Here is a 15995-nt window from a genome sequence, read left to right as displayed (position 1 = left end):
GACTAGTGCTTGCTCGTCGCGTTGGTGACGGCGTCGGAGTTCTGCGCGCGGTTCGTGCCGGCCTTCTTGTCGGCCTTGGCGACGCGCTTCTCCTTGAGCGTCTTCGATGCGGCGGTCTTGGTCGTGTTCTTGCGTGCGGACTTCTCGCCCATGGTGGTTCGTCTCCGATGTGAGGCTCGACGGCCTTCTGCTGCCGAGCGTACGCCTCGCGGAGACGGGCGGGCCGCCCGGGAGCTCGGCTAGAGCGCGAGCTTCTCGCGCACGGCCGCGTCGCTCGGCTCGACGAGGTGCGATCCGTCGGGGAACACCACGACGGGGATGCTCATGCGGCCGCTGATCGCCTGGGCCTCGGCGGCCGCCTCAGCGCTGGCCTCGACGTCGATCTTGGTCCACTCGACGCCGAGATCGTTGAGCAGGGCCTCGGTGCGGCGGCAGTCGCGGCACCAGTCGGCGCCGTACATCGTGATGGTGGGGGTCGCGGTGTCGGTAGTCATGCCAGGGGGAACGCGCGGGGGCGCCGCGATGTTCCCCGTGGTGCGCCCGCGCCCTACGCTGGCGCCATGATCGGAGACTTCGCCGCCCCCGCTGAGGCACGAGCCCACTTCGCCGCGCGCCTCGGGTTCGAGACCGACCCCTCCGACGCGATAGCCGCCCACGAGGCGGGCGAGCGCTTCGTATTGATCGACGTGCGCGGTGACGCCGCCTGGCAGCAGGGCCACGTGCCCTTCGCCGTGCACCTGCCGCGCGGCGACATCGCCGCGCGATCCGGCGAGCTGGATGCGGGCATCCCGATCGTCGTGCACTGCTGGGGGCCGGCCTGCAACGGCGGCGTGAAGGCGGCGCTCGAGCTGTCGGCGCTCGGGTTCCGGGTGAAGGAGATGCTGGGCGGCTTCGAGTACTGGGCGCGCGAGGGGCTGCCGCTGCACAGCGAGGCCGGGTCGCTCACGCGCGCGGCCGATCCGCTGACGGCGCCCGTCGAGGGCGGGGCGGCGTCGGTCGCGGCGCTCGCCGCGGGGGAGCGGCTCGGGGCGGTGCTCGTCGGTGCTGAGCCCGCGGGCGCCATCCGCTGCGACTGCTGAGGCGCGCGCCGCCGGCACCGGTGCTGGCACCGGCTCCGCGAGGCGCGTCGGCTAGACGATGCCGAGCGCCCCGATCGCGACCGTGAGCAGGGGGGCGACGATGAGCGCGGGCAGCAGATCGCCGACCGCGACGGCCCGCACGTTGAGCAGCCGCAGGCCGACGCCGAGCAGCAGCACGCCGCCCGTCGCCGTGATGGCGGCGATCGCGGCGTCGCCCATGACCGAGCCGAGCAGCACGGCCAGCAGGGTGAGGCCGCCCTGCCAGATGCCGACCGGGAGCGCCGCCGCCGCGACCCCCCACCCGAGCGAGGCGGCGAAGGCGATCGATCCGAACCCGTCGAGCACCGATTTGAGGGCCAGCTGGTCGATGCCCTGACCCGTGCCGTCGGCGAAGGCGCCGAGGATGGCGAGCGGGCCGATCGCGAACACGAGCGAGGCATCCACGAAGCCCGTGATGAAGCGCTCGCGCGGGCTCAGCGCGGCGATCGTCACGAGACCGGTCGTGGTGTCGTCGAGGGGGCGGGATGCTCCCTCCTGCGTTTCCGTGCCGCGCGAGAACCGCCGCTGCAGCCACCCGCCGAAGTCCTCCAGGCGCTGCTCGATGCGCAGCAGCGAGCCCGCGATGCCGCCGAGGAGCAGCGCGCCGAGCACGACGAGCAGCGTGCCACCGGCGCTGACCTCGGCGACGAAGGCGGCGTCGGTGAGCGAGGCGAGGTTGAGGCCGCCGATCACGAGCACGACGAGTCCGAGGGCGTCGGTGACGACGCGCGTGGTGCGCTCGGGCAGACGGTTGCCGAGGGCGACGCCGATGGCCGCGCCGGCGAGGATCGCCACGATGTTCAGCAGTGTGCCGAGTCCGGGCACGCGCGCTCCTCGCCTCTTCCGGGCCGCCCCCAGCGGATGGCCGCAGGCGAGTCTAGAGCGGGGCGGGTGCGGTGCCGCTCAGCGCGTCACGGGCCCGTCGCCCCGTCGGCGGCGGGCGGGGTGGATGCTCGGCGCAGCAGTGCGCGGATCCGCTGCTCCTCGGCCTCGCCGATGCCGGTCAGCGCGTACGAGCTCGCCCACATGGTGCCCTCGTCGAGCGCCGCCTGGTCGCTGAAGCCGAGGGTGGCGTAGCGCGCCTCGAACTTCTCGGCGCCCTGGAAGAAGACGACCACCTTTCCGTCGCGGGCCCAGGCGGGCATCCCGTACCAGGTCTTCGGAGCGAGCTGCGGGGCCTCCTCGGCCACCAGCGCGTGCACCCTCTCGGCGAGCACGCGGTCGGCCTCGGGCATCTCGGCGATGCGGTCGCGCACGTCCTGCGCCTGCTGCTCGGTCTTCGCCGAGCCCTTGGCGCGCTTCGCCTCGGCGCGCAGCTCGGCCGCGCGCTCCTTCATGGCGGCGCGCTCGCGGGCGCTCATCGTGCCGGTGTCGTCCTGCTCGGCCATGGGGGGCTCCTCGGTGCTGCCGGAGCGGGCGCGCGCCCGCGTCCACACGGTAGTGCGACAGGCCGCGCGTTGGAAGAGCGGCGAATGCCAATCGTACGACGTCGCTAGTCGAGAGGTGGGCGAGGGGCGCTGCGCATCGCAGAGATCGCGGCGTGAAGCTCCTCCGGGGTCTCGCCGATGCGGCTGAGGATGAACGTAATCGTCTCGGTGAAGTTGCGCGTGTCGATCGGAAGGCGAGCGACACCCGGCAGAAGGGATTTCTCCGTCGTGATCCAGTTACCGGCGGCGGCGTGCCAGCCGTGAGCGGCCACCATGGATGCGGTCGTGAGGCACAGGGTGACATACGCGACGTCGGACGAACGTGCGGCCTTCGACGCTCCATCGAGAAGGAAGTCGATCTGCCACATGTTGCTCAGCAAGCTGGCCCGAAGAGCGGTCGGATAAGGATCGAGCCGTCGGGAGATCTCGCCCAGCATCCCCTCGTCGTCATGCAGGTGCACGCTGGTGACGACCTCGGCGGCGTACGCCACGTCGAGGAACCCGAGGGGGTGCCCGGGTTGGTAGTGGAACGCGAAGTCACCCCGTAGGGCCCGTTCAGCCTGCTCGATCACGCGTCGTCGATCGCGCAGGATCCAGTCCACGGGGGTGCCATCCACCGTCAACCACGCGCCCCCGTCGACCCAGGGTCCCCATCCGCCGGGGCCCGCGACCGGAACGGGCTGATCCGACCAGCGTGACGCGAGTTCTTCCAGGGCATCGCGATCGAGCCCGACGTCGTAGTAGACCCCGAGATCGAAATCCGAATCCGGGCGATGCGTTCCGCGGGCGCGGCTGCCCCCGAGCGAGACGGCATGCACTCCGCGAACGAGGCACAGGTCGTCGGCCATCCGCCGAAGTCGAGCGTCGTCGAGCATGCGTCGAGAATATCGATGTCGCGGCCCTCGATCCGGAACGGTCGGCCCCCGGCTCGATGATCACAACTGATCCGCTGTCGAACGCGCACCGCAGGAGCGGTACGACCCTCATCAAGGAGGGCGCCTGCTCCTTCCACGGGGACTGAGGCGCCTGCCTCGGCGCTACACCTGCCGAACAGCGTCCGCCGTGAGCGGCTCGGAGAGCACGAAACCCCCGCACGGGGCGGGGGTTCGAGAGGTGGTGGCTCCGACGGGCGTCGATCCCGTGACCTCACGATTTTCAGTCGTGCGCTCTACCAACTGAGCTACAGAGCCGTGCGAGGAGAGGAAACCCCCCTCTGACGGAACAAGCCCCCTCCGAAGAGAGGGCTCGTCGCCGTGGCGACCCTGACCGGACTTGAACCGGCGACCTCCGCCGTGACAGGGCGGCGCGCTAACCAACTGCGCTACAGGGCCTTACGTATTCAATTATGGGGGTAAATCCTGTCGTGCTGTTCCGTGACCCCAACGGGATTCGAACCCGTGCTGCCGCCGTGAAAGGGCGGTGTCCTAGGCCACTAAACGATGGGGCCGTAGCGGTGTCACCCGCACAGCAACCGAGGCACGAGCATAGCCGGGCTCGCGCCGAAACACCAAACCGAGCAGACCGCGGGGTCGGGTGGATGCGCGGCGCGCCGGTGCGCCCTCCGGCCCGCGGGCGTGTGCGCGGTTAGGTTCGGCCCGAGAGGATGCCCGCGCGGCGCGCCGCGGTGCCCCCGAAGACGGGGGTGCGCGGCACTGGCCGCGCCGGGCATCCGTTGTTACTGTGGTCGATGGTGCGCGTGTGAGTGTGCTGACATAACGCAACCATCGGGGGATGGAATCGTGAGAATGAGCAGGAAGACCGGGCGCGCCAGCGTCGGAACGACCGGGGGCGTCGCCGTCCGGCCCGCTCGCCGACGCCGCATCATGCCGCTCATCGCCGCCGTCGCGGTCGCGCTGCTCGTCGGCTCCATCGGCATCACCTCCGAGCAGAGCCCCGCCTCCGCCGCCACCTACCCGACGTGGGAGGACGTGCAGGAGGCCAAGGCCGACGTCGGTCGGGCCGCCCAGGAGGCCGCTTCCGTGCGCTCGCTCATCGCCGGCCTGCAGCAGCAGGTCGCGGCCGCGCAGGCCGAGGCCGAGAAGAAGGGCACCGAGTACTTCGAGGCGCAGACCGCTTTCGACGAGGCCGACTTCGAGGCGAACGAGCTGCAGGCGCAGGCCGATGCCGCGCAGGTCACTGCCGACGACTCCCGTCAGCGCGCCGGTCGCTTCATCGCCGAGCTGAGCCGCTCCGGCGGCGGAGACCTCTCCGCCTCGCTCTTCGGCAACCCCGACCAGGCCGAGGGCCTGCTCTCGCGCCTCGGCTACGCCAGCAAGATCACCGAGCAGGCCGACGGCATCTACGCCGAGGCCCGGCGCGACCAGCAGGCCGCGCAGTCGCTCAGCGACCAGGCGCAGGTGGCCCGCACGCTGCGCGAGGAGCTGCGCGTCGTCGCCGAGCAGGCGCTGGCCGAGGCGCAGGCCGCCCAGCAGGCCGCTGAGGCCGCGCTCGTCGCCCAGCAGGAGAACCAGGTGCGGCTCGAGCTGCAGCTCGAAGCGCTCGAGGGCGCCCTCACCGTCACCGAGGCCCAGTACCAGGAGGGCGAGCGGATCCGCATCGAGGAGGAGCGCAAGCGTCGCGAAGCCGCTGAGGCGGCCGCCCGCGCCGAGCGGGAGCGCGCCGCTGCCGCGGCCGAGGCCGAGCGCATCCGCCGCGAGCAGGAGGCTGCGGCGAACGCGGGCAACGGCGGTGGCGGTGGCGGTGGCGGCGGCGGTACCGGCGCCGGCGTGCCCGTGTCGAGCGGCTGGGCCCGCCCCTCGTACGGCTACGTCTCCTCGCACTTCGGCAACCGCATCCACCCCATCTACGGCGACCTGCGGTTGCACGCCGGCACCGACTTCGCGGCGGGCGGCGGCACCCCGATCTTCGCGGTGGGCGGCGGCACGGTCACCTTCGCCGGCTGGAACGGCAACTACGGGTACCACATCATCATCAACCACGGCGGCGGCGTGACGTCGAGCTACTCGCACATCCAGCAGGGCGGGATCCTCGTCGGGTACGGCGCCCAGGTCTCGGCGGGCCAGCACATCGCCCGCACCGGCACCACGGGCGCCTCGACGGGGCCCCACCTCCACCTCGAGATGCGGGAGGGCGGCGGACTCGTCGACCCGTACCAGTTCCTCCGGGCGCGCGGCGTCGGGCTCTAGCCCGTATCCGCCCCGTACGACGAAGCCCCCGCCCGGAGTACCCGGCGGGGGCTTCGTGCTGCGCCGCGACGACCGCGGCGGAGGTTCTAGTGCTCGTGCGGCACGTAGGCGGCGATGCCGGCCTGGATGATCGACTCGGCCTCGGCGGCGTCGCCCCAGCCCTCGGTCTTGACCCACTTGCCGGGCTCGAGGTCCTTGTAGTGCTCGAAGAAGTGCTCGATCTCCTTGCGCGTGAACTCGGGGATGTCGGTGACGTCCTGGATGTGGTCCCAGCGCGGGTCCTTCGCCGGCACGGCGATGACCTTCGCGTCGCTGCCGCCGTCATCCGTCATGTTGAAGACGCCGACCGGGCGGACGTTCACGCCCACGCCGGGGAACAGCGGGTAGTCGAGCAGCACGAGCACGTCGACGGGGTCGCCGTCGAGCCCGAGGGTGTTCTCGAAGTAGCCGTAGTCGGTCGGGTAGACGAAGGTCGTGTAGAGCACGCGGTCGAGGAAGACGCGACCGGTCTCGTGGTCGACCTCGTACTTGTTGCGGCTGCCCTTGGGGATCTCGATGACGGCGGGGTAGGCGCCCATGAACGCTCCTAGAAGAGGGGGAAGATCGGGGCACCGGTGACGGCCCCGAAGCGCCTTAACCTTAGGGGATGCCCCCCACGAGCCCGTCGGAGCACCCGCGTCGCCCGCGCCTCACCCCCGCGCTCGCCGACGTGCGCCGCGCCGTGCGCGAGCACCTCGACGCCCTGCCCGACGGCTCGCTCGCCCTCGTCGCCCTCAGCGGCGGAGCCGACTCGCTCGCGCTCGCCCTCGCGACCGCCGCCGAGGCGCCCCGCGCCGGCCGCCGCGCGGGAGCCGTCATCGTCGACCACGGGCTGCAGGCCGACTCGGCGCAGGTCGCCGAGCGGGCCGCGGCCCAGGCGCGCGCGCTCGGCCTCGACCCGGTGCTCGTGCGCCGCGTGGTCGTCGGGACCTCCGGAGGGCCCGAGGCCGCGGCGCGCGCCGCCCGCTCCGCGGCGCTCGACGCGGCCGTCGCCGAGACGGGCGCGGCCGCCATGCTGCTCGGGCACACCCTCGACGACCAGGCCGAGACCGTACTGCTGGGCCTCGCGCGCGGCAGCGGCACGGGCAGCCTGCAGGGCATGAGCGCGGTGCGCGGCACCGTGCGGCGTCCGCTGCTCGGCGTGCGCCGGGCGACCACGGCGGCGGCCTGCGCCGACGCCGGCCTCGAGCCCTGGCACGACCCGCACAACGCCGAGGAGCGCTTCGCCCGCGTGCGGGTGCGGTGCAGCATCCTGCCGATGCTCGAGCGCGACCTCGATGCGGGCGTCATCGAGGCGCTCGCCCGCACCGCCGCGATCGTGCGGGAGGACGCCGAGGCGCTCGACGCCATGGTCGACGAGGTCGCCGAGGAGCTCGTCGAGCTGGAGGAGGCGGGATGCTCGCTGCCCGTCGCCGCGCTCGCCGCCAACCCGGCCGCCCTGCGCCACCGGCTCATCCGGCTCGTCGCCCGCGTCGAGTTTGGCGCCTCGCTCAGCCGCACCCAGACGCTCGAGGTCGCGCGGCTCGTCACCGACTGGCACGGCCAGAAGCCCCTGCACCTGCCCGGCATTAGGGTGGAGCGCACGGCCGGCCGCCTCGTCTTCACGGCGGCGCCCGCCGACTCCGGGGCGCGCGACGCCGACGACCCCCACCCGATCGAACGAGGAGACTGATGGACGTCGAGGACATCCGCGCGGATCTGACCGAGGTGCTCATCACCGAGCACGAGATCCACGCCAAGCTCGCCGAGCTGGCCCGCCGCGTCGAGGCCGACTACGCCGACAACCCGCCGCTGCTCGTCGGCGTGCTCAAGGGCGCCGTCATGGTCATGGCCGACTTCGCGCGCGAGCTGCGCATGCACGTGGAGATGGACTGGATGGCCGTCTCGAGCTACGGCGCGAGCACCCAGTCGAGCGGCGTCGTGCGCATCCTGAAGGACCTCGACACCGAGATCGCCGGCCGCGACGTGCTCATCGTCGAGGACATCATCGACTCGGGGCTCACCCTCTCGTGGCTCACGGCCAACCTCGAATCGCGCGGCGCCCGCAGCGTCAAGGTGCTCGCGCTGCTGCGCAAGCCCGAGGCGGCCAAGGTCGAGGTGCACGTCGAGTACGTCGGCTTCGAGATCCCGCCCGCCTTCGTGGTCGGCTACGGCCTCGACTACGCCGAGCGGTACCGCAACCTGCGGGCCATCGGCGTGCTCGCCCCGCACGTCTACGAGTAGCGACCGGCGGGCGGGCCCGCGCCGTCGGCGGGATGCCCGCTCACTGCGCTCCCCGCGAACACCGAGGCCGCGCATAGAGGCCAGAGGGTACCGTGGCACTCTCACGTCTTCACACGAAAGGTGTGTCCACGCCCCATGGCGACCACGAGCAAGCGCTTCGATGCCAAGCGCATCTTCAAGGGCCCGTTCCCGTACATCATCATCGCGATCGTGCTGCTCTGGGTCGGCTTCAGCATCTTCAGCGCCTCCACCGGCTTCCGCACGATCACGACGCAGGAGGGCCTCGAGCTGCTCGACGGCTCCACCGTCGAGAGCGCGACGATCATCGACGGCGAGCAGCGCGTCGACCTGGTGCTGAGCGAGGAGTACGACGACCTCGGCACCCAGGTGCAGTTCCAGTACATCGCGCCCCGCGGTGAGGCGATCGTCGCCGCCGTCGACGCGGCGAACCTCGACGAGTTCGACGACGAGGTTCCGCAGACCAACTGGTTCACCAGCCTGCTCGGGCTGATCATCCCCTTCGCCATCATCGGCGTCATCTTCTGGTTCCTGCTCTCGAGCCTGCAGGGCGGCGGCAGTCGCGTCATGCAGTTCGGCAAGTCGAAGGCCAAGCTCGTCAGCAAGGAGAGCCCGCAGGTCACCTTCGACGACGTCGCCGGGGCCGAGGAGGCGATCGAGGAGCTGCACGAGATCAAGGACTTCCTCAAGGACCCGACGAAGTTCCAGGCCGTCGGCGCGCGCATCCCCAAGGGCGTGCTGCTCTACGGCCCTCCCGGCACGGGCAAGACCCTGCTCGCCCGCGCCGTCGCCGGCGAGGCGGGCGTGCCGTTCTACTCGATCTCGGGCTCGGACTTCGTCGAGATGTTCGTCGGCGTCGGCGCGAGCCGCGTGCGCGACCTCTTCAAGGAGGCCAAGGAGAACTCGCCGGCCATCATCTTCGTCGACGAGATCGACGCGGTCGGCCGCCACCGCGGCGCCGGAATGGGCGGCGGGCACGACGAGCGCGAGCAGACGCTCAACCAGATGCTCGTCGAGATGGACGGCTTCGACCCGAAGACCAATGTCATCATGATCGCGGCGACCAACCGCCCCGACATCCTCGACCCCGCCCTGCTGCGACCGGGCCGCTTCGACCGGCAGATCCAGGTGGATGCCCCCGATATGAAAGGCCGGCAGAAGATCCTCGAGGTGCACTCGAAGGGCAAGCCCATGGCCGAGGGCGTCGACCTCGAGGTGCTCGCGCGCAAGACGCCGGGCTTCACGGGCGCCGACCTCGCGAACGTGCTCAACGAGGCCGCGCTGCTCACCGCGCGCGAGAACGCCACGATCATCACCGACGTCACGCTCGACGAGGCCGTCGACCGCGTCATGGCCGGCCCCCAGCGCCGCACCCGCGTTATGCGCGATCACGAGAAGCTCATCACCGCGTACCACGAGGGCGGCCATGCTCTCGCGGCGGCGGCGATGCGGCACACCGACCCCGTCACGAAGGTGACCATCCTGCCCCGCGGCCGCGCGCTCGGCTACACGATGGTGCTGCCGCTCGACGACAAGTACTCGGTGACCCGCAACGAGCTGCTCGACCAGCTCGCCTACGCCATGGGCGGCCGCGTCGCCGAGGAGGTCGTGTTCCACGACCCGACCACGGGCGCGTCGAACGACATCGAGAAGGCCACGAGCATCGCCCGCAAGATGGTCACCGAGTACGGCATGAGCGCGAGCGTCGGCTCGGTGAAGCTCGGCGGCGGCAGCGGCGAGGTGTTCCTCGGCCGCGACATGGGCCACAGCCGCGACTACAGCGAGAAGCTCGCCGAGCGCGTCGACCTCGAGGTGCGCGCGCTCATCGAGCAGGCCCACGACGAGGCGTGGCAGGTCATCAACGACAACCGCGACATCCTCGACCGCCTCGCCACCGAGCTGCTCGAGAAGGAGACCCTCGACCACAAGCAGCTCGCCGAGATCTTCACCGAGGTCAAGCGCCTGCCCGAGCGCCCGCAGTGGCTCTCGAGCGACGACCGGCCGCACCCCGATCTGCCGCCCGTGCCGATGCCCGCCAAGGCGCCGATCGACACCGAGGCGACCGACGGCGGCGTGATCTCGCAGCCGGCGGGCGCCGGCGTGAGTCGCAACGAGGCCGACACCGGCACGACGCCCTCGACGAGCTGATCCGAGGATGACGCCGATCGACACCTCCCGCATCGAGGCGGCGGTCGCCGAGATCCTCGCCGCCATCGGCGAGGATCCGGCGCGCCCGGGCCTCGCGACGACGCCCCAGCGCATCGCCGAGTCGTACCGCGACTTCTTCGGCGGCGTCGGCGTCGACCCCGTGCCCGAGCTCATGGACGGCGCCGAGATGGCGACCACCCCCGAGGAGCGCGGCGAGCTCGTGCTGCTGCGCAACATCGCCCTGCGCTCGATGTGCGAGCACCACCTGCTGCCCTTCACCGGCGTCGCCCACGTCGCCTACGTGCCCGAGGAGCGCATCATCGGCCTCGGCCGCATCCCCCGCCTGGTCGAGATCGTCTCCGCCCGCCCGCAGCTGCAGGAGCGCCTCGGCGAGGACGTCGCCGCAGCCCTCGAGACCGCGGTCGAGCCGGCCGGAGTGCTCGTCGTCATCGACGCCAAGCACGGCTGCGTCGCCGCCCGGGGCGTGCGCTACGCCGAGAGCACCACGGTCACCGTGGCCGCCCGCGGCGTGCTCGCCGACCCCGTGCGCCAGGCGGGCGTGCTCGCCCTGATCGGCCGGGGCGAGGCATGACCGCCGAGCGCCCGCAGATCTGGGGGGTGCTCAACGTGACGCCCGACTCGTTCAGCGACGGGGGCCGGTACGGCGATCCGCTCGCGGCGGTCGCCCACGCGCGCCGGCTCGTCGCCGACGGCGCCGAGGTCGTCGACGTCGGGGGCGAATCGACCCGGCCCGGCGCCGAGCGCGTGCCGGGCGACGTCGAGCGCGGGCGCGTGGTGCCCGTCGTGCGCGCGCTGGCCGAGGCGGGCATCCGCGTCTCGATCGACACCATGAGCGCGGCGACGGCCGAGGCCGCTCTCGACGCCGGCGCGAGCATCGTCAACGACGTGAGCGGCGGGCTCGTCGATTCGGCGATGGCCCCGCTCGTCGCCGAGCGCGACGTCGACTTCGTCGCGATGCACTGGCGGGGGCACTCGACGGCGTGGGATGCGACGAGCGAGTACGCCGACGTCGTCACCGAGGTGCGCGACGAGCTGCGAGCGCGGCGGGATGCCCTGCTCGCCGCCGGCATCGCCCCCGAGCGCCTCTGGCTCGACCCGGGCCTCGGCTTCGCCAAGAAGCCGGAGCACAACTGGCAGCTGCTGCGCTCCCTCGACGTCATCGCGCAGCTCGGCCACCCGCTGCTCGTCGGGGGCTCGCGCAAGCGGTTCCTCGGCGCCCTGCTGCCCGAGGGCGCCCCCGTCGAGGATCGCGATCTGCCGACCGCCGTGCTCAGTGCCCTGTGCGCCGAGGCCGGGGTCGCCGCCGTGCGGGTCCACGACGCCCGCGGCACCGACCGGGCGCTCGCCGTCTGGGCCGCCTGGAGAGGAGCAGCATGACCGCCGCACCGCCGCCCGTCGAGCCGCAGCACCCTGACGCGGCGCCGATCGCGCCGCCGCGCGACCGCCTGACCCTGACCGGGATCCGGGCCCATGCGCACCACGGCATATTCGGGCACGAGCGTCGCGACGGGCAGCCCTTCATCATCGACGTCGAGCTGTCGATCGACCTCGCGCCCGCCGCCGGCAGCGACGACATCACCCGCACCGTGCACTACGGCGACCTCGCCGTCGAGATCGTCGAGGCCGTCGAGGCCGACCCCGTCGACCTCATCGAGACCGTCGCCGAGCGCATCGCCGAGCTGTGCCTGCGCCACGGGCCCGTGCACGCGGTCACCGTGACGGTGCACAAGCCCAAAGCCCCCATCCCGGTGCCCTTCGACGACGTCTCCGTCACCATCACGCGGGGCCGCGCATGACGACGACGCTCGCCGTCGTCGCCCTCGGCAGCAACCTCGGCGACCGGGAGGCGACGCTCGGCAGCGCGGTGGCTGCGCTCGACGCGCTGCCCGAGAGCAGCATCCGCGCCGTCTCGTCGTGGCACGGCACCGTCGCCGTCACCCTCGACGGGCCCGACCCCGGCAAGCCCGCCTACCTCAACGGGGTCGCGCTGCTCGACACGCGGCTCGACGCGTTCCAGCTGCTCGACGGACTGCGCGCCATCGAGCAGCTGCACGGCCGCGAGCGGCACGAGCGCTGGGGCGATCGCACCCTCGACCTCGACCTCATCGCCTTCGGCGAGCTCGAGATCGACAGCGACCAGCTGCAGGTGCCGCATCCGCGGGCGCACGAGCGCGACTTCGTGCTCGCCCCCTGGCTCGAGGTGCAGCCGGATGCCCGGCTCGCCGGCCGCGGAGCCGTGGCCGAGCTGCTCGCCGCCCTGCCCCCGACCCCCGCCGACGAGGAGCCGCCCGCGTGACCCGCACCCGGCCCCTGCCGCTCGTGGTGCTCGCCGCCATCGGCGTCGCGGGGGCGTTCCTGCTCGACCTCGTGCTCGCGATGCAGGGCCGGCCCGTTCTCGTGCCGCCCGTCTCGCTCATCGTCGCGCTGCTGCTCATCGCCGCCGCGCTCGTCGGCCTCGCCTGGCCGGTGCGCCGGGCCGCGAAGGGCGAGCGCCGCGTCGACCCCTTCTACGCCATGCGCATCCTCGTGCTCGCGAAGGCCTGCGCGCTCGGCGCCGCCCTGCTCACCGGCGTCGGCGCAGGAATCCTCGTCTACCTGCTCTCGCGCTCCGTCGTGCCGATAGGGTCGAGCGTGACCGCGGCGGCCATGCTCGTGGCGGCCGCCGCGCTCCTGGTGGCCGCGCTCGTGGCGGAGCACTTCTGCAGCCTCCCGCCGGAGGACGAGGCCGAGGACGAGGCGGCGGCAGCGGCATCCTGAACCATCGAACCGGAATCGGAGCGTTGACGTGGGCGAGAGACTCGAGCTGGCCGAGGGCGAGTGGCAGCGGGTGTCGCCGAAGTACATCGTCGTCGACGTGGTCGGGTACGTGATCTTCGGCGGGCTCATGACGGCTGCCGGGTTCCTGCCGTACTGGGCGACCGGCTTCGCGCCGTGGCTCGTGCTGGGCATCGGCCTCGCCGTCGTCTTCCTGCTCGTGATCGCCTTCACGCCGCGCCGCGTGCGCGCCATCGGCTACCGGCTGCGCGAGGACGACCTGCTGTTCCGCCGCGGCATCCTCTTCCAGCGCTTCGCCGCGGTGCCCTACGGCCGCATGCAGCTCGTCGACATCACCCGCGGGCCCGTCGCCCGGGCCGTCGGCCTCGCCGAGCTCAAGTTCGTCACCGCGGCCGCGTCGAGCGGCGTGCTCATCCCCGGCCTCCCGCTCGAGACCGCCGAGCAGCTGCGCGACCACCTCGTCGCGCTCGCCGAGACGCGCCGGGCGGGCCTGTGACCGACCCCGGCTGGGCGCCGCCCGGGGCCGACGCTCCCGACTCCCGGGCGGCGGAGCCGTCGGCGACCGCCCCCGCGACGGCGGCACCGGTCGCCGCGCCCACCGTGCAGGCCGCGCGCGCCGCGGCCGTCACCGACTTCGCCGACGGCGAGTGGCACCGCCTGCACCCGGCGACGCCGCTGTTCCGCGGCGGCATCGCCTTCATCGCCATCATCGGTCTGATCATCTCGAACCTGCGCGAGCGCGCGATCGAGCTCTTCGTCGGCGGCTCGCCCGAGGCCGAGCGCGAGTTCGAGGGCGACCCCATCGACTTCATCGTGGAGCAGAACCTCGTGCTCGCCGCCCTCGGCATCACGCTCGGCGTGCTGCTGCTCTGCGTGCTCGCCTTCTGGCTGTCGTGGCGCCTGCACACCTTCCGCATCACCGACGAGGTCGTCGAGGTCCGGTCGGGCATCCTCTTCCGCACCAACCGCAAGGGGCGGCTCGATCGCATCCAGGGCATCAACATCGCCCGCCCGATCGTGCCGCGCCTGTTCGGGGCCGCGAAGCTCGAGATCTCGGTCGCCGGCAACGACGCCAACGTGCCGCTGTCGTACCTCGGCTCGCGCGACGCCGACGCGCTGCGCCGCGACATCCTGACCCTCGCCTCGGGCGCGCGACGCGAAGCGGCGGCGGATGCCCCGGCCGGCCCCGGCGGCCCCGCCGGGCTGCTCGAGACCCGCGTCGGCGAGCTGCTCGCCCCCGAGCTCGATCCGGCCCTCGTCGCCGAGCCGGCCTCGGTGGTGCGCATGCACCCGGGCCGGCTGATCGGCTCGACCCTGCTCAGCGAGACGACTCTCATCCTCGTCGCGGTCGTCATCGGCCTCATCGTCACGATCGTCACGACCGGTGAGCTGTTCGCCATCATCGGCGTGCTGCCCGCGGTGCTCGGCATCGGCGGATTCCTCGTCACCCGCATCACCCGCTCGCTGCGGTACTCGATCGCCGCCACGCCCGACGGGGTCAGGGTCGGCTTCGGGTTGCTCTCCACCACCAACGAGACCCTGCCCCCCGGCCGCATCCACTCGGTGAAGGTCAGCCAGCCGCTGCTCTGGCGGCCGTTCGGATGGTGGCAGATCGCCGTCAACCGCGCCTCGCGCTCCTCGGCGCAGGGGGCGGCCGGTCAGCAGCAGACGACGATCCTGCCCGTGGGCGACCTCGCCGACGTGCAGGCCGTGCTGCGCCTGCTTCTGCCCGAGGTCGCGACCGTCGAGCTGCAGCCGATCATCGAGCGGGGCATGGTGTCGCGCGGCCGCGACGACGGCTTCGTCAACTCGCCGCGTCGGGCGCGATGGCTGCGCTGGTTCTCGCAGCCGCGCAACGGGTTCGCCGTGCTCGAGCCCGCCGTGCTGCTGCGCACCGGCGCGATCTGGCGTGCGCTGACGATCGTGCCGTTCCCCCGCATGCAGTCGGCCGCGGTGCGCCAGGGCCCGCTGCTGCGCCGCCTGAACCTCGCGGCCGTCTCGGTGCACACGGTGTCCGGTCCGATCACGCCCGCGATCGGCGCCGTCGATCGGGATGCCGCTCTCGCCCTCTTCGACGCCGTGGCCGTCGCCGCCATCCGCACCGCGCAGGCCGACACGACGCACCGCTGGCGCTCGGCCGCCCCCGCCGGGGCCCCGAGCCCGGAGCCCGCCCCCGCCCCCGCCGCGCCGCCCGCACCCGCCGCGCCCACCGTCGATGCGCCCGCCCCCGCCGCCCCGCCCGCTCCCCCGGAGCCCGGCGCATGACCGGCCGCGACGGCCGCCTCGGAATCGGCATCATCGGCGCCGGCCGCGTCGGACCGGTGCTCGGCGCCGCCCTCGCCGGCGCGGGCCACGCGATCGTCGGCATCTCGGCGAGCAGCGAGCACGAGCGCGACCGCGTCGAGGGCATCCTGCCCGGCGCCCCCTGGCTCGAGGTCACCGAGATCATCGACCGCAGCGAGCTCGTCATCATCGCGGTGCCCGACGACCAGCTGCCGGGCCTCGTGAGCGGCCTCGCCGCGGTCGGGGCCTGGCACCCCGGGCAGCTCGTCATGCACACCTCGGCGAAGCACGGGGTGCGGGTGCTCGACCCCGCGCGGCCCGCGGGCATCATCCCGCTCGCCGTGCATCCCGCGCTCGCCTTCACCGGAACCTCGATCGACCTCGTGCGCCTGCGCGAGGCATGGTGCGCGGTCACGGCCCCCGCGCCGGTGCTGCCGATCGCGCAGGCGCTCGTCGTCGAGATGGGCGCCGAGCCGGTCGTCGTCGCCGAGGAGCACCGCGCCGCCTACGCCGACGCGATCCAGTCGGCGAGCGACTTCTCGGGCGCGATCGTCGCCCAGGCGATGAGCGGGCTGCGCGGCATCGGCGTCGAGAACCCGGGCAGCGTGCTCGGCGGGGTCGTGCGCTCGGCCGTCGAGAACGCGCTGCGATCACCGGCCGCCGAGAGCCTCGACCTGAGCGAGCTGGGCGAGACGGCGATGGATGCCCCGCCGCGGTCCGCCCCGGGCGACGACGACCCCGGCTCCGCCGACTGAGCCGCACGGCCCGCCCCGCGCGCGCCGCTAGCCTGGGGGAGG

General features: G+C 72.9%; 19 protein-coding genes and 3 tRNA genes. 13 read left to right on the top strand and 9 right to left on the bottom strand.

What is annotated here, in order from left to right; all coding sequences use genetic code 11:
* Window positions 1-2: 2 nt before the first annotated feature.
* Together OVN18_RS03815 and OVN18_RS03810 are read right to left on the bottom strand one after the other, a co-directional pair.
* A complete protein-coding gene (locus tag OVN18_RS03815; RefSeq protein WP_267738249.1) occupies window positions 3-152 on the bottom strand; it encodes a hypothetical protein in 150 nt (49 codons plus the stop codon).
* 87 nt (window positions 153-239) lie between these two features.
* The gene (locus OVN18_RS03810) at window positions 240-494 is read right to left on the bottom strand and encodes a glutaredoxin family protein (protein ID WP_267782035.1); all 255 of its coding nucleotides are present in this window, start codon (window positions 492-494) and stop codon (window positions 240-242) included.
* A 66-nt stretch (window positions 495-560) separates the two neighbouring features.
* On the opposite strand from OVN18_RS03810, the gene OVN18_RS03805 reads away from it, so the two are divergent.
* Window positions 561-1079 (top strand): rhodanese-like domain-containing protein, encoded by a 519-nt coding sequence (locus OVN18_RS03805; protein ID WP_324287795.1) that lies wholly within the window; start codon window positions 561-563, stop codon window positions 1077-1079.
* A 51-nt stretch (window positions 1080-1130) separates the two neighbouring features.
* Here OVN18_RS03805 and OVN18_RS03800 read toward each other — a convergent pair whose 3' ends face one another.
* The 6 genes from OVN18_RS03800 to OVN18_RS03775 form a co-directional block, all read right to left on the bottom strand.
* On the bottom strand, window positions 1131-1943 hold the full coding sequence (locus OVN18_RS03800) for a DUF554 domain-containing protein (protein WP_267782033.1): 813 nt from the start codon (window positions 1941-1943) through the stop codon (window positions 1131-1133).
* A gap of 86 nt (window positions 1944-2029) precedes the next feature.
* On the bottom strand, window positions 2030-2506 hold the full coding sequence (locus OVN18_RS03795; RefSeq protein ID WP_267782031.1) for an iron chaperone: 477 nt from the start codon (window positions 2504-2506) through the stop codon (window positions 2030-2032).
* A gap of 104 nt (window positions 2507-2610) precedes the next feature.
* On the bottom strand, window positions 2611-3420 hold the full coding sequence (locus OVN18_RS03790) for a nucleotidyltransferase domain-containing protein (RefSeq protein WP_267782030.1): 810 nt from the start codon (window positions 3418-3420) through the stop codon (window positions 2611-2613).
* A 239-nt stretch (window positions 3421-3659) separates the two neighbouring features.
* A tRNA-Phe gene (locus tag OVN18_RS03785) sits at window positions 3660-3735 on the bottom strand.
* Between the two features lie 64 nt (window positions 3736-3799).
* A tRNA-Asp gene (locus OVN18_RS03780) sits at window positions 3800-3876 on the bottom strand.
* A gap of 43 nt (window positions 3877-3919) precedes the next feature.
* Window positions 3920-3992: transfer RNA gene (locus OVN18_RS03775), tRNA-Glu, on the bottom strand.
* Window positions 3993-4290: 298 nt separating this feature from the next.
* On the opposite strand from OVN18_RS03775, the gene OVN18_RS03770 reads away from it, so the two are divergent.
* A complete protein-coding gene (locus tag OVN18_RS03770; protein WP_267782029.1) occupies window positions 4291-5691 on the top strand; it encodes a M23 family metallopeptidase in 1401 nt (466 codons plus the stop codon).
* An 86-nt stretch (window positions 5692-5777) separates the two neighbouring features.
* Here the strand turns inward: OVN18_RS03770 and ppa are convergent, their stop codons facing one another.
* A complete protein-coding gene (ppa, locus tag OVN18_RS03765) occupies window positions 5778-6269 on the bottom strand; it encodes an inorganic diphosphatase (RefSeq protein ID WP_267738242.1) in 492 nt (163 codons plus the stop codon).
* Window positions 6270-6337: 68 nt separating this feature from the next.
* Between ppa and tilS the strand changes: the two genes are divergently transcribed.
* The 11 genes from tilS to OVN18_RS03710 all read left to right on the top strand — a co-directional run bounded on the left by tilS (window position 6338) and on the right by OVN18_RS03710 (window position 15953).
* Window positions 6338-7402, top strand: coding sequence for a tRNA lysidine(34) synthetase TilS (tilS, locus tag OVN18_RS03760; protein ID WP_267782027.1), 1065 nt, complete (start codon window positions 6338-6340; stop codon window positions 7400-7402).
* Entirely contained in the window at window positions 7402-7953 is a 552-nt protein-coding gene (gene hpt / locus OVN18_RS03755; RefSeq protein ID WP_267738240.1) for a hypoxanthine phosphoribosyltransferase, read from the top strand. Before tilS ends, hpt begins: the two co-directional genes overlap by 1 nt.
* Window positions 7954-8088: 135 nt before the next feature.
* A complete protein-coding gene (ftsH, locus tag OVN18_RS03750) occupies window positions 8089-10119 on the top strand; it encodes an ATP-dependent zinc metalloprotease FtsH (RefSeq protein ID WP_267782025.1) in 2031 nt (676 codons plus the stop codon).
* 7 nt (window positions 10120-10126) lie between these two features.
* Entirely contained in the window at window positions 10127-10711 is a 585-nt protein-coding gene (gene folE / locus OVN18_RS03745; RefSeq protein ID WP_267782023.1) for a GTP cyclohydrolase I, read from the top strand.
* A complete protein-coding gene (folP, locus tag OVN18_RS03740) occupies window positions 10708-11517 on the top strand; it encodes a dihydropteroate synthase (protein WP_267782022.1) in 810 nt (269 codons plus the stop codon). The genes folE and folP overlap by 4 nt, the downstream gene beginning before the upstream one ends.
* Complete coding sequence (folB, locus tag OVN18_RS03735) at window positions 11514-11936, top strand: dihydroneopterin aldolase (protein ID WP_267782020.1); 423 nt, start codon at window positions 11514-11516, stop codon at window positions 11934-11936. The genes folP and folB overlap by 4 nt, the downstream gene beginning before the upstream one ends.
* On the top strand, window positions 11933-12436 hold the full coding sequence (gene folK / locus OVN18_RS03730; protein ID WP_267782019.1) for a 2-amino-4-hydroxy-6-hydroxymethyldihydropteridine diphosphokinase: 504 nt from the start codon (window positions 11933-11935) through the stop codon (window positions 12434-12436). The genes folB and folK overlap by 4 nt, the downstream gene beginning before the upstream one ends.
* Entirely contained in the window at window positions 12433-12897 is a 465-nt protein-coding gene (locus OVN18_RS03725; protein ID WP_267782017.1) for a DUF3180 domain-containing protein, read from the top strand. The genes folK and OVN18_RS03725 overlap by 4 nt, the downstream gene beginning before the upstream one ends.
* Window positions 12898-12925: 28 nt before the next feature.
* Window positions 12926-13411, top strand: coding sequence for a PH domain-containing protein (locus OVN18_RS03720; protein WP_267738232.1), 486 nt, complete (start codon window positions 12926-12928; stop codon window positions 13409-13411).
* The gene (locus OVN18_RS03715; protein WP_267782015.1) at window positions 13408-15180 is read left to right on the top strand and encodes a PH domain-containing protein; all 1773 of its coding nucleotides are present in this window, start codon (window positions 13408-13410) and stop codon (window positions 15178-15180) included. Before OVN18_RS03720 ends, OVN18_RS03715 begins: the two co-directional genes overlap by 4 nt.
* Window positions 15177-15953 carry a Rossmann-like and DUF2520 domain-containing protein gene (locus tag OVN18_RS03710; protein ID WP_267782013.1) on the top strand — a complete coding sequence of 259 codons (777 nt, stop codon included), beginning with the start codon at window positions 15177-15179 and terminating at the stop codon, window positions 15951-15953. The genes OVN18_RS03715 and OVN18_RS03710 overlap by 4 nt, the downstream gene beginning before the upstream one ends.
* The last annotated feature ends 42 nt before the right edge of the window (window positions 15954-15995 follow it).

This window comes from Microcella daejeonensis, from assembly GCF_026625045.1.
GTDB classification, from domain to species: domain Bacteria; phylum Actinomycetota; class Actinomycetes; order Actinomycetales; family Microbacteriaceae; genus Microcella; species Microcella daejeonensis.
This window is presented reverse-complemented; position numbering and strand designations above follow the sequence as displayed.

What these genes read in the sequence shown, in the direction of transcription:
- OVN18_RS03815 (WP_267738249.1), bottom strand. Translation starts at nt 152, where the DNA reads ATGGGCGAGAAGTCCGCACGCAAGAACACGACCAAGACCGCCGCATCG.
- OVN18_RS03810 (WP_267782035.1), bottom strand. Translation starts at nt 494, where the DNA reads ATGACTACCGACACCGCGACCCCCACCATCACGATGTACGGCGCCGAC.
- OVN18_RS03805 (WP_324287795.1), top strand. Translation starts at nt 561, where the DNA reads ATGATCGGAGACTTCGCCGCCCCCGCTGAGGCACGAGCCCACTTCGCC.
- OVN18_RS03795 (WP_267782031.1), bottom strand. Translation starts at nt 2,506, where the DNA reads ATGGCCGAGCAGGACGACACCGGCACGATGAGCGCCCGCGAGCGCGCC.
- OVN18_RS03790 (WP_267782030.1), bottom strand. Translation starts at nt 3,420, where the DNA reads ATGCTCGACGACGCTCGACTTCGGCGGATGGCCGACGACCTGTGCCTC.
- OVN18_RS03770 (WP_267782029.1), top strand. Translation starts at nt 4,291, where the DNA reads ATGAGCAGGAAGACCGGGCGCGCCAGCGTCGGAACGACCGGGGGCGTC.
- ppa (WP_267738242.1), bottom strand. Translation starts at nt 6,269, where the DNA reads ATGGGCGCCTACCCCGCCGTCATCGAGATCCCCAAGGGCAGCCGCAAC.
- tilS (WP_267782027.1), top strand. Translation starts at nt 6,338, where the DNA reads ATGCCCCCCACGAGCCCGTCGGAGCACCCGCGTCGCCCGCGCCTCACC.
- hpt (WP_267738240.1), top strand. Translation starts at nt 7,402, where the DNA reads ATGGACGTCGAGGACATCCGCGCGGATCTGACCGAGGTGCTCATCACC.
- ftsH (WP_267782025.1), top strand. Translation starts at nt 8,089, where the DNA reads ATGGCGACCACGAGCAAGCGCTTCGATGCCAAGCGCATCTTCAAGGGC.
- folE (WP_267782023.1), top strand. Translation starts at nt 10,127, where the DNA reads ATGACGCCGATCGACACCTCCCGCATCGAGGCGGCGGTCGCCGAGATC.
- folP (WP_267782022.1), top strand. Translation starts at nt 10,708, where the DNA reads ATGACCGCCGAGCGCCCGCAGATCTGGGGGGTGCTCAACGTGACGCCC.
- folB (WP_267782020.1), top strand. Translation starts at nt 11,514, where the DNA reads ATGACCGCCGCACCGCCGCCCGTCGAGCCGCAGCACCCTGACGCGGCG.
- folK (WP_267782019.1), top strand. Translation starts at nt 11,933, where the DNA reads ATGACGACGACGCTCGCCGTCGTCGCCCTCGGCAGCAACCTCGGCGAC.
- OVN18_RS03710 (WP_267782013.1), top strand. Translation starts at nt 15,177, where the DNA reads ATGACCGGCCGCGACGGCCGCCTCGGAATCGGCATCATCGGCGCCGGC.